At 69.6% G+C, this 15,307-nt stretch carries 13 protein-coding genes; 5 read left to right on the plus strand and 8 right to left on the minus strand.

Annotated features, from left to right (window positions below; all coding sequences use genetic code 11):
* Positions 1-83: 83 nt before the first annotated feature.
* The 3 genes from OHA11_RS03035 to OHA11_RS03045 are packed head-to-tail and all read right to left on the minus strand — an operon-like array spanning position 84 to position 3,491.
* Positions 84-833 carry a succinate dehydrogenase/fumarate reductase iron-sulfur subunit gene (locus tag OHA11_RS03035; RefSeq protein ID WP_266491671.1) on the minus strand — a complete coding sequence of 250 codons (750 nt, stop codon included), beginning with the start codon at positions 831-833 and terminating at the stop codon, positions 84-86.
* Entirely contained in the window at positions 830-2,782 is a 1,953-nt protein-coding gene (locus OHA11_RS03040) for a fumarate reductase/succinate dehydrogenase flavoprotein subunit (RefSeq protein ID WP_266491673.1), read from the minus strand. Before OHA11_RS03040 ends, OHA11_RS03035 begins: the two co-directional genes overlap by 4 nt.
* 1 nt (position 2,783) lies before the next feature.
* Positions 2,784-3,491, minus strand: coding sequence for a succinate dehydrogenase (locus tag OHA11_RS03045; RefSeq protein ID WP_266491675.1), 708 nt, complete (start codon positions 3,489-3,491; stop codon positions 2,784-2,786).
* Positions 3,492-3,585: 94 nt separating this feature from the next.
* Here OHA11_RS03045 and OHA11_RS03050 point away from each other — a divergent pair, with 94 nt between their 5' ends.
* Positions 3,586-4,470, plus strand: a complete 885-nt coding sequence (locus tag OHA11_RS03050) for a LysR family transcriptional regulator (RefSeq protein ID WP_189839307.1) — start codon at positions 3,586-3,588, stop codon at positions 4,468-4,470.
* Positions 4,471-4,678: 208 nt separating this feature from the next.
* Here OHA11_RS03050 and OHA11_RS03055 read toward each other — a convergent pair whose 3' ends face one another.
* Complete coding sequence (locus OHA11_RS03055; protein ID WP_266506901.1) at positions 4,679-5,758, minus strand: IS110 family transposase; 1,080 nt, start codon at positions 5,756-5,758, stop codon at positions 4,679-4,681.
* A gap of 544 nt (positions 5,759-6,302) precedes the next feature.
* Here OHA11_RS03055 and OHA11_RS03060 point away from each other — a divergent pair.
* Positions 6,303-7,526, plus strand: a complete 1,224-nt coding sequence (locus tag OHA11_RS03060) for an IS110 family transposase (RefSeq protein WP_266491678.1) — start codon at positions 6,303-6,305, stop codon at positions 7,524-7,526.
* A gap of 220 nt (positions 7,527-7,746) precedes the next feature.
* Here the strand turns inward: OHA11_RS03060 and OHA11_RS03065 are convergent, their stop codons facing one another.
* The 3 genes from OHA11_RS03065 to OHA11_RS03075 all read right to left on the minus strand — a co-directional run bounded on the left by OHA11_RS03065 (position 7,747) and on the right by OHA11_RS03075 (position 11,996).
* Positions 7,747-9,882, minus strand: coding sequence for a bifunctional diguanylate cyclase/phosphodiesterase (locus OHA11_RS03065; RefSeq protein ID WP_266491680.1), 2,136 nt, complete (start codon positions 9,880-9,882; stop codon positions 7,747-7,749).
* Positions 9,879-10,691 carry an SAM-dependent methyltransferase gene (locus OHA11_RS03070; RefSeq protein ID WP_266491681.1) on the minus strand — a complete coding sequence of 271 codons (813 nt, stop codon included), beginning with the start codon at positions 10,689-10,691 and terminating at the stop codon, positions 9,879-9,881. The genes OHA11_RS03065 and OHA11_RS03070 overlap by 4 nt, the downstream gene beginning before the upstream one ends.
* A gap of 312 nt (positions 10,692-11,003) precedes the next feature.
* Positions 11,004-11,996, minus strand: coding sequence for an SCO0930 family lipoprotein (locus OHA11_RS03075; protein WP_266491682.1), 993 nt, complete (start codon positions 11,994-11,996; stop codon positions 11,004-11,006).
* A gap of 744 nt (positions 11,997-12,740) precedes the next feature.
* Between OHA11_RS03075 and OHA11_RS03080 the strand changes: the two genes are divergently transcribed.
* The 3 genes from OHA11_RS03080 (at position 12,741) to OHA11_RS03090 (ending at position 14,458) form a co-directional block, all read left to right on the plus strand.
* On the plus strand, positions 12,741-12,929 hold the full coding sequence (locus OHA11_RS03080; RefSeq protein ID WP_266491684.1) for a hypothetical protein: 189 nt from the start codon (positions 12,741-12,743) through the stop codon (positions 12,927-12,929).
* A 16-nt stretch (positions 12,930-12,945) separates the two neighbouring features.
* A complete protein-coding gene (locus OHA11_RS03085) occupies positions 12,946-13,710 on the plus strand; it encodes a DUF4239 domain-containing protein (RefSeq protein WP_266491686.1) in 765 nt (254 codons plus the stop codon).
* A gap of 220 nt (positions 13,711-13,930) precedes the next feature.
* Positions 13,931-14,458: a hypothetical protein gene (locus OHA11_RS03090; protein WP_266491687.1), complete on the plus strand. Its 528-nt coding sequence runs from the start codon at positions 13,931-13,933 to the stop codon at positions 14,456-14,458.
* A gap of 115 nt (positions 14,459-14,573) precedes the next feature.
* On the opposite strand, the gene OHA11_RS03095 is transcribed toward OHA11_RS03090, so the two are convergent.
* Entirely contained in the window at positions 14,574-15,062 is a 489-nt protein-coding gene (locus tag OHA11_RS03095) for a hypothetical protein (protein ID WP_266491689.1), read from the minus strand.
* Positions 15,063-15,307 lie beyond the last annotated feature (245 nt).

A 15,307-nucleotide genomic window follows, 5' to 3' on the forward strand; every position in this document is an offset into this window, starting at 1 on the left:
GCGCCGTGGACGCGAGACGGGACCGGGGCTGAGCACCACCCCCGGTCCCGCCCGTCCGCACCTTACCGGCGAACGACGTACGGCTAACGCCCGCCCGACTTACGGGTCGCGCGCAGCCACTCCTTGTTCATGCCGGTGATGGAAACCAGCGGGATTCCCTTGGGGCAGGCGGTGGCGCACTCGCCGGTGAGCGTGCAGCCGCCGAAGCCCTCCTCGTCCATCCGCGCCACCATGTCGAGCACCCTCGTCTCCCGCTCGGGCGCGCCCTGCGGCAGGACGTTGAGGTGGTTGATCTTCGCCGAGGTGAAGAGCATCGCGGCGCCGTTCGGGCAGGCCGCCACGCACGCCCCGCAGCCGATGCATTCGGCGTGCTCGAAGGCGAAGTCGGCGTCCGGTTTCGGCACGGGCGTCGCGTGGGCCTCGGGCGCGGCTCCGGTCGGCGCGGTGACGTAGCCGCCGGCCTGGATGATCCGGTCGAAGGCCGACCGGTCGACGACCAGGTCCTTGACGACCGGGAAGGCGGCGGCCCGCCACGGTTCGATGTCGATCGTGTCGCCGTCCTCGAAGGACCGCATGTGCAGCTGGCAGGAAGTCGTGCGCTCCGGCCCGTGCGCGTCGCCGTTGATGACGAGCGAGCACGCGCCGCAGATGCCCTCGCGGCAGTCGTGGTCGAAGGCGACCGGGTCCTCGCCCTTGAGGATGAGCGCCTCGTTGAGGGTGTCCAGCATCTCCAGGAAGGACATGTCGGCCGAGATGTCGTCCACTTCGTACGTGGACATCGCTCCGTCGGCGTCGGCGTTCCGCTGCCGCCAGACGCGCAGGGTGAGCTTCATGCGTAGCTCCGCTGGGTGGGGTGGACGTACTCGAAGACGAGGTCTTCCTTGTGCAGGACGGGGGCTTCGCCGGTCACGGTGAACTCCCAGGCGGCCGCGTACGAGAAGTCCTCGTCCCTGCGGGCCGCCTCGCCGTCCGGGGTCTGGGACTCCTCGCGGAAGTGGCCGCCGCAGGACTCGTCGCGGTGCAGCGCGTCGAGGCACATCAGCTCGGCGAGTTCCAGGTAGTCGACGATGCGGTTGGCCTTCTCCAGCGACTGGTTGAACTCCTCGCCGGTGCCCGGGACCTTGATGCGCCGCCAGAACTCGTCGCGGATCTGCGGGATGCGCTCCAGGGCCTTGCGCAGCCCCGAGTCCGTACGGGCCATTCCGCAGAACTCCCACATCAGTTCGCCGAGTTCGCGGTGGAAGGAGTCGGGGGTGCGGTCGCCGTCGACGGCGAGGAGCAGCCGCAGGCGGTCCTCGGTGTCGGCCAACAGCTCCTGGACGACGGGGTGTTCGTCGGTGACGTCCTCGTGGTGCGGGTTGCGGGCGAGGTAGTCGTTGATCGTCGACGGAAGGACGAAGTAGCCGTCGGCGAGGCCCTGCATCAGAGCGGACGCGCCGAGCCGGTTCGCCCCGTGGTCCGAGAAGTTGGCCTCGCCGATCGCGAACAGACCCGGGACGGTGGTCTGGAGGTCGTAGTCGACCCAGAGGCCGCCCATCGTGTAGTGCACGGCGGGATAGATCCGCATGGGGACCGTGTACGGGTCCTCGGCGGTGATCCGCGCGTACATGTCGAAGAGGTTGCCGTACTTCTCCTCGACGGCCCCCCGGCCCATGCGCCGGATGGCGTCGGCGAAGTCGAGGTAGACGCCCTGGCCGCCGGGGCCCACTCCCCTGCCCTCGTCGCAGACGTTCTTCGCGGCGCGGGAGGCGATGTCGCGGGGCACGAGGTTGCCGAAGGAGGGGTAGATGCGCTCCAGGTAGTAGTCGCGCTCGTCCTCGGGGATCTCGTTCGCGGGGCGGTGGTCGCCCTTCGCCTTCGGGACCCAGATCCGGCCGTCGTTGCGCAGCGACTCGCTCATCAGCGTGAGCTTGGACTGGTGCTCTCCGGTGCGCGGAATGCAGGTGGGGTGGATCTGCGTGAAGCACGGGTTGGCGAAGTAGGCGCCGCGCCGGTGGGCCCGCCAGATCGCGGTGGCGTTGGAGTTCATGGCGTTCGTCGACAGGTAGAAGACGTTGCCGTAGCCGCCGGAGGCGAGGACGACGGCGTCGGCGTAGTACGTGTCGATCTTCCCGGTGATCAGATCGCGGGCGACGATGCCGCGCGCCCGTCCGTCGACCACGACCAGGTCGAGCATCTCGGTGCGCGGGTGCATCTCGATGTTCCCGGCGGCGATCTGGCGGGACAGCGCCTGGTACGCGCCCAGCAGGAGCTGCTGGCCCGTCTGGCCGCGGGCGTAGAAGGTGCGGGACACCTGGACGCCGCCGAAGGAGCGGGTGTCGAGGAGGCCGCCGTACTCGCGGGCGAAGGGCACGCCCTGCGCGACGCACTGGTCGATGATCTCGACGGAGATCTGGGCGAGCCGGTGGACGTTCGACTCGCGTGCCCTGAAGTCGCCGCCCTTGACGGTGTCGTAGAACAGCCGGTGGACCGAGTCGCCGTCGTTGCGGTAGTTCTTGGCGGCGTTGATGCCGCCCTGCGCGGCGATCGAGTGGGCGCGGCGCGGGGAGTCCTGGTAGCAGAACTGCACGACGTGGTAGCCCTGTTCGGCGAGTGTGGCGCCGGCGGAGCCGCCCGCGAGGCCCGTGCCGACGACGATCACGGTGTGCTTGCGCCGGTTGGCGGGGTTGACCAGTTTGGCCTCGAAGCGGCGGGTGTCCCAGCGCTCGCTGACCGGTCCCTCCGGGGCCTTGGTGTCGACGACCGGCTCTCCGGTCGTGTACGCGGCGAATTCAGCGGTCATGTCAGCTCACCACTCCGGTCATCACGCCCACGGGTACGGAGACGAAGCCCACCGTCAGCACCAGCGCGAGCACGTTGGCGATGGTCTTGAAGGCCCGGTCGCGGGTGCGGCTGCCCACTCCGAGGGTCTGCGCCGCGCTCCAGAAGCCGTGCCGGACGTGCAGGCCGAGCGCGAGCACGGCGACGATGTAGACGACGTTGCCGTACCAGGTGGAGAAGGTGTCGATCACGTTCTGGTAGGGGTGTCCGGGCTGGAAGCCGTTCGGGTGCGCGGTGCCGGTCGTCAGGTCGAGGATGTGCCAGACGATGAACAGGCCGAGGATGATGCCGCCCCAGCGCATGGTGCGCGTGGCGTAGCTCGCCCGCCGCTTCTTGTGCGCGTACGGGGTGGGGCGCGCCCTGATGTCGCGGCGGCTCAGCTGGTACGCGGAGACGGCGTGCGCGACGACAGCGGCGACCAGGACGACGCGGATGATCCACAGCGCCCACTCGTAGTGCAGGAAGGGCTCGCCGATGGTGCGCAGCCAGTGCGCGTAGTGGTTGAACTCGTCGGACCCGAAGAAGATCTTGAGGTTGCCCAGCATGTGGACGACCAGGTACGACAGCATGATCAGGCCGCTGACGGCCATCACGGTCTTCTTGCCGACGGACGAGTCCCACATGGTGCGCGTCATGGACGGTTTTCGGGCCGTCCGCGTTGCCAGAGCCATGGAACGCACGCTAGGGCCGGGAGGGCCGATCGGTCCAAGACATGGTCCAGCTCGTTTCGATAGGCCTGGCCTATCGTGGGCGTATTCTTGAGGGATGCAGTTCCAGCAGCTCCAGTACTTCGTGGCCGTCGCCGAGACCCGGCACTTCACCCGGGCCGCCGATCTGGTCCACGTGGCGCAGCCGTCGCTCTCCCAGCAGATCAAGGCGCTGGAGCGGGAGTTGGGCGCCGATCTCTTCCTCCGGGCGCGCGGGAACATCACGCTCACGGACGCGGGCGAGGCGCTGCTGCCGCTGGCCCGCCGCATCCTGGCCGACGCGGACACGGCCCGGCACGAGGTCCAGGAGCTGGCCCAGCTGCGCAGCGGGCGGGTCCGGCTGGGCGCGACGCCGAGCCTGTGCACGGGGCTGCTGCCGGATGTACTGCGTGCCTTCCACGACCGGTATCCCGGTATCCGGCTGCTGATCGAGGAGGGCGGCTCGCACGATCTCGTACGGGAGCTCGCGCGTGGGGCGCTCGATCTGGCCCTCGTGGTGCTGCCGCTGCCGACGCCGTCGCCCGCGCTGACCACGGTGGAGGTGCTGCGGGAGGACCTGGTGGTGGTGTCGTCTCCGGAGGCGTCGGCGCCGGGGGGTGGGCGGCGGTCCGTGCGGGTTTCCGACCTGGAGGGTGAGCGGCTGGTGATGTTCCGGCACGGGTACGACCTGCGGGAGCTGACCGTCGCCGCGTGTCGCTCCGCGGGGTTCGAGCCGGATTTCGCGGTGGAGGGTGGGGAGATGGACGCGGTGTTGGGGTTTGTCCGGGCGGGGCTGGGGGTGGCTGTGGTGCCGCGGATGGTTGCTGCGCGGACCGGACGGGGGTTGCGGGTGACGCCGTTGGCCCGGCCTGGGCTGGCTCGGACCATCGCGCTGGCGCATCGCAGTGATGTGGCTCCGCCGCGGGCTGCGCGGGAGCTTCAGCGGATGTTGTTGGAGCGGTGAGGCTCCGTCGGGGGGCCGTGCCCGGGGCGCCGTTTTGGTGGAGCGACGTTCGGGTGTGCGGGTTCGTTGTGGCTGGTCGCGCAGTTCCCCGCGCCCCTAAAGGCAAAAGCCAGGGGCGCAGCCCCGCTTTTCAGGGGCGCGGGGAACTGCGCGACCAGCCACAGTCGACCCGCACCCCAAAACGGCGCCCCGAGGCTGCTATATCGCGTCAAGCCGCTTGGTCGAGATTCTCGGAGTTCGTGACGGCGTTCTCTCGGCCGGAATGCTCGAGGATCTTGAAGAGCTGACGGCAGATTGCTCGCTTGAGGCAGCGTTGCGCGTCGCGAGAGGTCTTCCCCTCGGCGACTCTGCGGGCGACGTACGCCTTCGTGGTCGGGTCGAGCCGCATACGGATCAGCGAGATGGTGTGCAGAGCCCGGTTGAGCTGCCGGTCGCCGCTGCGGTTGAGCCGGTGCCGGTTGGTCAGCCCGGAGGAGGCGGGTATCGGCGATACTCCGGCGAAGGACGCGAAGGCGGCCTCGGACCTGAACCGGCCGGGATGGGACCAGCTGACCAGGATCTGGGTCGCTGTGATCGGCCCGACGCCGAGCAGGTCCAGGAGCTCCGGCGCAACCCCGCGGACCAGGATGAGCATTTCGTTCTCGAGCTCTTTGGCCTCGGCCTGCAGGGCTTGGATGCGTTGTGCGGTGGATCGCAGGGCCCGCGCGGTCATGCGATGCTCGACGTCCTGTGCCGGGCGGTCTCGCAGCTGAGCACAGCGGGCAATCTGGACCGGCCGCTTGAGTTTCCGCAGCTCGGCGCGGAGCTCGTCCGGCGCGGACACGATCAGCGACTTGAGCTGATTGATCGCGGCGGTGGAGGCGAGGACGGCACTGTGGCGGGTGGCGAGCAGGACGCGCAGGGCCTCGCGCCAGCCGCGGAGCCGGGGCTGGATCAGATGTTCGGTGGCCAGGGCTTCCTTGGCCGCGCGGATCGCATCGATCATGTCGGTCTTGCGCCCGCCACGGACAGCGGGGCGCTTGGGCCGGCAGACTTCCACGACCTGTTCACCGGCTTGATTGAGGAAGATGGCCAGACCGGCGCCGTAGCTGCCAATGCCTTCCAGGGCCCAGCAACGACGGCCGGGGATGTGCTGGCGGGCGAAGTCCAGCAGCCGCCGGTAGCCACGGGCGTTGGTGGGGGCATCAGTGCTGGCCAGGACGGCGCCAATGGGGCTGACGGCCGCAGCGGCGAGGGTGTCACGGTGGGTGTCGACGCCGATGACGCCGTCGACCTGTTCTGCGAGCATGGTCACGTGGTTGTTCTCCTTCGTGGGCGGGACGGCCGTGGTCGGCGTCGGCCTGGGTGGAGTCACCGCGTGGCAGAACTGTGATGAGTCACGTCGAAATGGCGGACAAGCTGCTGATCAAGCCAACGGGGTGGGCCAGGCCGACGCCGACGTCCAGCAGACATCTCGGGGGCACGACAAGCTCTGACGAGCCGTCAGTTACCTTGTGAGTCATGCCGGAACGTCGGCGTCGATCCTGACAGCAGCCCAACCCGGGCCGCAGCTCTACTCTCACAGTTACCTTTTTCGTGGCCCCGCAATGGGGCGCCTGGCCCCCGGGTCCGGTATGGCTGTGTGCCCCCTGTCGAAGTGGATGACCTGGGGGGTGTTGCCGCCGGGCTTCGGGGCACCGCTTGACCGCTGATGAGGGGCCTGACGACCGCCTGGTCCGGCGCAAATGCCGGGCCGCTTTACGGGCGGCATGTCTGCGTAACGTGGTTGCCGGCGTGTGGTGCCACAGGGACGGCCAGGAGTTGAGGAGACGAGTGGCGAGGGGCACGCGCACATGGTCGACACGACCGCGATAGATCTCTTCCTCGGCCTGGACCTGGGCAAGGAGTTCCACCACGCCCACGGCCGGACCGAGGACGGCACAACCGTGCACGACAAGCGGCTGCCCAACACCGAGCCGGAACTGCTGGAACTGTTCACCAGGCTGGTGGCGAAGTTCGGCACTGTCCTGGTGATCGTGGACCAGGTCGCCAACATCGGCGCGCTGCCGCTGACGGTGGCCCGCGCGGCGGGCTGCCGGGTGGCCTACCTGCCCGGTCTGTCGATGCGGCGGGCCGCCGACCTGCACCCGGGCGAGGCCAAGACCGACGTCCGCGACGCGTTCGTGATCGCCGAGACCGCCCGCACCATGCCGCACACCCTGCGCGCGGTGGACCGCGACGACGAGGTGCTGGCCGAGCTGACCATGCTCACCGGCTACGACAACGACCTGGCCGGCGAGGTCAACCGCGCCACCAACCGGCTGCGCGGCTTGCTCTCCCAGATCCACCCCTCTCTCGAGCGCGTGCTCGGCCCGCGCCTGGCCTACCCCTATATCCAGGCCCTCCTCCAACGGCACGGCTCCCCGGCGAGACTGAAGAAACTCGGCCGGGCCCGCTGCGAGGCCCTGCTCAAGGCACACGGCTCGCGCAAGGCCCACCACCTCACCACCGAGATCTTCGACGCGCTCGCCGAGCAGACCCTGGTCGTTCCCGGCACCGAGGCATCCGCGCTGATCGTGCCCGGCCTGGCCGCCCAGCTCGCCGCCGCCCACACCCAGCGCCGGGCCACCGAGCAGGAGATCGCCGCCCTGCTGGAGGCCCTCCCTCTTTTCCACCTCCTGACGTCTCTGCCCGGCCTCGGCGTCAGGACCACAGCGGCCGTGATCGTCGCGATCGGTGACGGCACCGGCTTCCCCACCGCCGGACACCTCGCCTCCTACGCCGGACTCGCCCCGGCCACGAAGTCCTCGGGCACCTCGATTCGCGGCGAGCACGCACCCCACCGCGGCAACCGGCTCCTCAAACGAGCCCTGTTCCAGGCCGCGTTCGCCGCGATCGGCTGCAAAACCGACCCGTCCTCCCGGACCTACTACGACCGGCAACGCGCACGCGGCAAGACCCACACCCAGGCAATCCTCCGCCTCGCCCGGCAACGCGTGAACGTCATCCACGCGATGATCCGCACCGGCGCCCTCTACGAACCACACACCCCCAGCGACGTCGACCTCGTAGCCTGACGACCCTGCCCTTGGCGACCCCGTCCCGCCCGCACACCGGCACGGCCACGAGCCGAGCCGCCCACCAGGCTGCCCAACAAGCACCTGATCCACCGGGGACATCCCGCTTCGCCAGACGTCCCCGAAAACCCGGATCAACCCCTACAAGTCAGCCCCACCAGGGTTGACGAAACAGATAGGGGCACCCCCCCGGCACGGCGCCCCCGACGAGCGGCCACGCTCAACCCACCGCGTCCACCAACGCCAGCTGGTGGAGGCGGTCCGGTGGGCCCGGGCGGGCGTAGTACCAGCCCTGGGCCGTGTCGCAGCCCAGTATGCGGAGTTGCTCGGCCTGGGCCGCCGTTTCCACGCCCTCTACCGTGACCGCGAGGTCCAGGCTGTGGGCGAGGGAGACGATCCCTTCGACGATCTTGAGGTCGACGGGATCGGCGGGGAACTGCTGCATGCCCTGGGTGAAGGAACGGTCCAGCTTGAGAATGCTCACAGGGAGACGGCGCAGGTTGGCGAGGTTCGAATAGCCCGTGCCGAAGTCGTCGAGGGCGATGTCGACCCCCATCTCGGCGAGCCGGCGCAGCGGCTTGAGCAGATCGTCGTCGGCGCCGATCAGGGCCGACTCCGTGACCTCCAGGCAGAGCGAGGACGGTTCCAGTCCGACGCGCTCCAGGATGTCGACCGTGTCGGAGACCAGGCCGGGATGGGTCAGCTGGCACGGCGAGAGGTTCACGTTGATGCGCAGCGGGCCCGCGTCGGCGTGGCGTTCCTGCCATTCACGGGCCTGGCGGACCGACTGTTCCAGGACCCAGCGGCCGAGCGGCACGATCAGGCCGGTGTGTTCGGCGAGCGGGATGAACCGGTCGGGTCCGAGCACGCCGTGCTGCGGATGCAGCCAGCGCACGAGGGCCTCGGCGCCGCGCACGCTGCCGTCGCCGAGGTGGACGAGCGGCTGGTACTCGATGAAGAACTCGCCCCGGTCCAGGGCCGCGGGCAGCGCCGTGGTGAGCCCGTGCCGGGTGATGGCACGGGCGTCGGCCTCGGGGTCGGCGAGCTCGTAGCGGTTGCCGCCCGCCGACTTGGCGCGGTACATGGTGATGTCGGCACTGCGCAGCACCTCCGCGGGGCCGCGCTCGCCCACCGGGCCCTCCACTATGCCGATGCTGCCGCGGACAGTCAGTTCGCGGCCCTCGATCCGCACCGGCGTGATCAGGGCGTTCATGATGCGGTCGGCGAGCGCGTCGACCTCGCTCTCGGTGTCGGGCCCGGTGGTCAGGGCGACGAACTCGTCGCCGCCGAGCCGGGCGACCATCTCCCCGGGCGCGGTCGCGCAGGACTGCAGCCGGTCGGCGACCTCGACGAGCAGCCGGTCGCCCGCCGCGTGCCCGAGGCTGTCGTTGATGGTCTTGAAGCCGTCGAGGTCGAGGTAGCAGAGACCGAAGCGCATGCCCTCGCCCGCGGCGAGCGCCTTTTCGAGCCGCTCGAAGAACAGCGTCCGGTTGGGCAGCCCGGTGAGCGCGTCGTGCGTGGCCTCGTACCGCAGCCGCAGGTTGAGCAGGCGGCGCTCGGTGGTGTCCTCCATGAGGGCGAGCTGGTACTGGGGACGGCCGTCCGCGTCACGCAGCAGGGAGACGGTGAGGTTGGTCCACAGGACCGTGCCGTCGGGGCGGTAGAAGGCCTTCTCCACGTGGTAGTGCTCGCGGTTGCCGCTCACCAACTCCTCGTAGAGCCGCCAGACTTGAGGGGCGTCCTCGGGGTGGGTCCACTCGGTGACGTTGCGGCCGCGCACCAGTTGCTCGGTGCCGCCGAACATGCGCAGCAGAGCGTTGTTCACTTGCAGGATGTTGCCGTCGAGGTCGGCGACACCGATGCCTATGGCGGCGCCCTCGAAAACCGCGCGGAAGCGTGCCTCGGTGGCGTGCAGCGCGTCCGCCACCACGCCCTGGGCCTGGAGGGCGGCGCGCGCGATGGTCTCCTGCTCGGCGAGCGTCCGCTCCCGAAGTGCGTGCGCGAACCCGGCGGCCATGGCGTGCTGGAGCCTCGACGAGCGGGTGCGCAGGGCCTCTTGGGGCCCGTCCCCGCCGCAGTAGAGCACCAGGTAGGCGTCGACGCAGTCGAGTGTGCGGGTGAGTGCTTCGGGTTCTGTGCAGTGCGCGTCGATGAGCGCGGCGCCGACGGCCTGGCCCTCGGCCGCGTCATACGTCCTGGCCCGCAGCGCCTCGCTGAGCCGCCGGGCGAGCGGCACCAGGCGCTGCTCGAACTCCGGCCGGGTCAGGGACGTCGCGGTCGCCGGGAACACGGCCCGGCTCCAGATCGTCGCGAACCTGCGCAGTCTGTCCTCCGGCCCGTCCGGCTCGGCGGTCACGCCGTGCGCCCCACGCCCGCGAAACCCGAGTAGGAATAAGGATCCTCGTCCTCCGACGCCGAGTCGGGCCGCCATTTCGGCATAGGCACCAGTCCGGGTTCCACCATGTCGTACCCCTCGAAGAACCGCGCGATGTCGTCGCGCGTGCGCATGATCAGCGGGTTGCGGATGTCCTTGTAGACGTCGACGGCGCCCTGGGCCCGCTCCCTGGAGAGCGGGATTCCCTCGTACGAGGCGTGCGAGACGACCAACAGGCTGCCGGGCGCAAGCGCGTCCCTCAGCTCTGCCACCGCCCCGTACGGGTCGTCCTCGTCCTCCACGAAGTGAAGTATGGCAACGAGAAGGAGGGCGACTGGCTGATTCAGGTCTATCAGGCGCTGGACCTGAGGGCTCGCCAGGATCTCCTGGGGCTTGCGGAGGTCGGCGGTGACGACGTCCGCCTCCTCGTTCCCTGCCAGTACAGCCGTGCTGTGGGCGACGGCCACCGGGTCGTGGTCGACGTAGACGACGCGTGCGCCCGGGCGGACACTCTGAGCCACCTCGTGGACGTTGCCGAAGGTGGGGATGCCCGAACCGATGTCCAGGAACTGGGTGATGCCCTCGTCGGCCGCGAAGCGCACGGCGCGGCTCAGGAACGCGCGGTTCGCCTGCATGATCTTGGGCAGTCCCGGCATGAACCCCATGGCCCTGCGCGCGGCTTCCCGGTCGACCTCGAAATTGTGCGATCCGCCCAGGTAGTAGTCGTAGACGCGGCTCACGCTGGGCACCGAGATGTCGATGCCACGCGGGGCCCAGGCGGGACGCTCCATCTATCTCTCCAAGGCGTAGACGATCCGGTGTTCGAGCTGAGGCTACTGATCGCTCGCCAAAGGAGCGAGTGGAAACGGAAATTGACCGTCCGTTCCAGGTCACTGCCTCCGGCACGTGCCGAATTGACTGCCTCACGAAATCGCACCGAAGCATTCCAAAGAGTTCCGGGAAAACTGCGCAGCGTTACGAAGAAGCGTGCGGGAAACCGTTCACGTGACCGGGTCCGGCCGGATGTGAAAAAGCCGGTTCGCCCCCTCCGTACGGTGCGGAGGGGGCGAACCGGTGATTTCGTGAAGCGGTTGTCTACTTGGCTACTTCGGCTTGCCGAGCGGCTTGCCCTCCGGGGAGATGGCGTACCACGTGCCGCCGACACCCTGGCCGTTGGTGTCGCCGGGCTTCTTGTCGCCCGCGAAGGTGTAGAGCGGCCAGCAGTCGATGCTCTGCTGCTTGAGACCGTCAGGACGGTTCAGGACGACGTAGCCCCGCCGGCCGTCGTTCTTGTTGTCGATGCCCTTGGTGTCGGCGGCGTCCACCGGCGAGACGACCGGCCACTTCTCCAGGCACTCACCGACACAGGCCGACTTCATCGGCCACGGGGTGTCCTTCTCGAAGCGGTAGACCGTCATACCGTTCTTGTCGACGACGACCTCACCGAGCTCGGGGTCGTTACGGGTCGACAGACCGGGCAGGTCGGCAGCCTCGGCGCTACCGCCGGCCGCAGCGGCCCCGCCACCGGCCGCCTTCTTGCCGTCGGGGGCCGTCGCGTACCAAGTGCCGTTCACACCCTGGCCGTTGGTGTCACCGGCCTTGGTGTCCTTGGCGAACCGGTACAGCGGCCAGCCCTCGTAGGTCAGCTGCTTGGTGCCGTCGGTACGGGTGACCTCGCCGAGCAGGGTCTTGTCAATGCCGATCGGGGCGGTGGCACCCGAGGCCGGAACCGGCGGCCAGGCAGTGGCGCAGTCGCCGTCACAGTTCGACTTCGGCGGCTCGGCCGTGTCCTTGTCGAACCGGTAGAGGGTCATTCCCGCGCTGTCGGTGACGACCTCGCCGAGCTTGTCGGTGTCCGCCACGGCAAGCTGTCCGGCGCTCTGCGTCTTGGCCCCGGTGTTCTGACCAGTGGCGCCGGCCCCGGTGCTCGGGCTGGCCCCGACTCCTGCCGAACCGTAGCCATTGGCCGCGGGCGCCGCGCCCACGTTCTGGCTGCCGGTCGAAGTCTCCGCCTTGTCCTGACCGCACGCCGTCGTCAGCACCAGCACTGCCGCAGCTGACGCTACGAGTGAGGCGCTCCGCCAGGAGGTCTTCATTGGTAACTCCCGCTGTCTGCTTAGGTGTTGCGATGCTCCTCGGCACCGCGCATGGCCCTAGGTACGGGCGGGAGTGCGTCAAGCGTTCAAAGCGCCTACAAATTTCTTTCTGGTAACGCCCGGGAAGCCTGCTCTTCATGGGACCCGAGAGGCAGGTCGGGACGCCTGGCGGCAAGCGCGTGAAGCTCGTACGGCACGTGCGTGAAGCTCCGTTCCACGGCAAGCGCGTGATGCTCCGTTGTCCCTCCTTCGGGGCAATACCGGGGCACCCTCGCGCGCGCGAGCGCGCGAAGCCCCATGATCGCCGTCGTGTCTGGACCACTGAAAAACCCACCACGAAGCCGGTGCCGCCTCGTCATACGTCTGCTGACCCTGCTCGCGCTGACCTGGATCGCCGGTGGTGCGCCGGCTCCGGCGACCGCCGGCTCCTGCGCGTACGCGACCACGGGGCCCGGCGGCAACGAGCGCGTGGCGGTGGCCGTCGCGGGGACCTGTCCCACCCCCACGCCGACGCCACCGCCGCCCAGCCCGATTCCGGAACCGTCCCCTCCGCCGAAGCCCCCGCCCAAGCCGACCCCGAAGCCCCCGCCTCCACCTCCGCCCAGGCCCGCACCCGACCCGCCGCCTCCTCGGCCACGGCCCGTCCCCGCCCCGCCGGCGGTTCCACGGCCCGCGCCCGTCACACCACGGCCCGCTCCCGTCACACCACGGCCGGTCCCCGTCGCTCCGCGACCGGCGGCTCCCGTGCCCACCCCGAAGGCGACGCCCACGCCCACCGTGCGTGTCAGCCCCTCGCCGACTCCGGTGAGTTACCCGCCCTACCGCGTCAGGGCACGCAAGGCGCCGCCCCGCGGCGGCCCGTCCCTGGTCTCGCTCACCCTGCTCATCACCGCGCCCGCCGTGCTCGCCGTCGCCGCGCTGCGTCCGCGCTGACCCCTGGAGGAATCCTTTGTCGGAATGGCTTGTTCTCGCCCTCGCGATGGCCGCGGCGAGCGTCGTCGTCCTCATCGTCACCTTCGTGCGGCACCACACGGCCGCCGATGACGACGATCCGTCCGAGACTCCGGACGTGATCGAGTACATGACGATGATGATCGGCGTGGTGTACGCCATCGTGCTCGGCCTGGCCATCGCCGGTGTCTGGGAAGCTCGGGGCATCGCCCAGGACCACGTCCAGACCGAGGCACAGGCGCTGCACGAGATCTCCGAGCGCGTACGGGTCTACCCGCCCGACGCGCGCGATCGCATCCGGGACGACGTCAACGCCTATGTCGGCCACGTCGTGACCACCGAGTGGAAGGCCATGGCCGACGACGGCCAGGTCACGGAGCGGGGTACGAAGCTGCTGGACAAGGTCCGCCACGACGTCACCGACTACGAGCCGAAGACGGACTTCGAGGCCCAGGCCTACCAGCCGCTGCTCGACCAGGTGACCGCGGCGAGCAACGCGCGCACGTCGCGCGCGGATTCGACGGCCCCGACCATGCCGGGGGTCGTGTGGTTCGGTCTGATCTCCGGGGCCGTGGTCACCGTCGGGCTGATCTTCGCGCTGCAGATCCGCCGCACCCTGCGCGAGGTGATCCTGGCGGGCCTGTTCGCCGCCCTGATCGCCTTCCTGCTCTTCCTGATCTGGGACTTCGACGCGCCCTACAGCCGTGGCATCACGGCGACGGCCGATCCGTTCCTGACGCTCTTCCCGAAGGCCGGTGAGTGACGGGCCCTCACCAGTGGGTTTCCCCGGGGGCGGGCGCCACGCCGCGTCCGTCCCCGGGCCGACGGACGTCCGGTACCCGGTTCGGCCCACACCGTTGCGCCATTCGCGCGACTGCGATCGCGCCCGTGCCCGCGCCTTCCTAGCGTTCGATCATCGAGGTGCATGTACGGCGCAGCGGAAAAGGTCCGCGGCTGCTCCTCGGGGACCCGGAGGACTCACCATGCGCGCGATACGCGTCGCTTCGGCCGCACTGCTGGGCATGACCGCCCTGACCCTCACCGCACCCGTCGCCGCCGCCCGGAACGACGGTGAGCGCGACATCACCTCGTTCGGCTTCGACGTCTCGCCCACGACCATCGCGGCGGGCGGCCGCGTCACGCTGTCGGTCAACGGCTGCAGATCGGACGCCAAGGTCTCCTCGGGCATCTTCGACACGGTGACGATCCCCAAGGGGCACGGCTCGGCCACGGCCACCGTCGACTGGGACGCCAAGCCGGGCGCGGTGTACGAGGTGACCTTCCAGTGCGGGAAGGAGTCCGGCCACACGGACCTCACCATCGCCACCGGCCGCCCGAACCACCCGACGCACACCCCCGTCCCCGTCCACCGGGGCGTCAACGCGGGCATCGGCGGCGGCGCGGGCGGCTTCGACCTGGGTGAGATCGGCCTCGGCGCCGCGCTCGTCGCGGGCTCGGTCGGCACGGCGTACTACTGGTCGCGGCGGCGCGCCGGCGAACACGGCGGCTGACGCACCGGACAGCCCTTCGCCCCGGAACCCTTGAGGGTCCGGGGCGAAGGGCTGTTCACGTGCGATCCGGGCTGTTCACGTGCGATCCGGCTCCGAGGGTTCGTTTCCGGGAGCCTCAGATCTTGCTCTCGGAGCGGCGGCGCATCCAGAACACCCCGCTGCCGATGAGCGCGAGACCGACGAGACCGCCGCCGATCGCCATGTCGGCCGGTGTGGCACCGATGGAGCTGCTGCCGCCGAGACCGCCCCGGACACCACCGATGACGGTGAAGGCCTGCGGCTTGGTGAGGGTCTTGCCGCTGCAGTTGACCGTGATGTCGTACGAGCCGGGGGTGGCCGAGCTGTTGATCGTGGCGGTCCCCTTCGACATCTGGGTGTTGCTGTTGTTGACCGGCGAGAGGTTGGCCTGGGGGAACGCCGTCGACGTCATGGTGCCGCCGTTGGGGCAGCCGTCGACGGTGACCGTCACCTGGCCTCCCCGGGCGATGACGCTGGGCATGACGACGATGTTGCTCGGGTTGTCCCAGGCCGCGGCCGTGGGAGCGGCGAGTCCGACGGCGGCGAACGCCACCGCAGAGACCGCCAGGGCACGAGTGGTACGCATGTGATCCTCCGCGGAAGGCGCCCCGGGAACCGTCCCCGAGTCGATCGGCGAGAAAACGCCTCCCAGACAGACCCTCAGTTGCCGTGCGCAGGGCCGCATTTCGAGAATGGTCCGTCCTGGTGAGAGGACACGCCGACAGAAAGGATCACATTCGGATATTGCCGCAGGTCACGCACCGTCAGAAATTTCCTTGCGGTAGCAACTCGGATGGCGCACGGCGACGGGCACCGCCACCCGTTCGCGCT

Origin of the sequence: Streptomyces sp. NBC_00878 (genome assembly GCF_026341515.1) — a bacterium.
Lineage (GTDB): Bacteria > Actinomycetota > Actinomycetes > Streptomycetales > Streptomycetaceae > Streptomyces.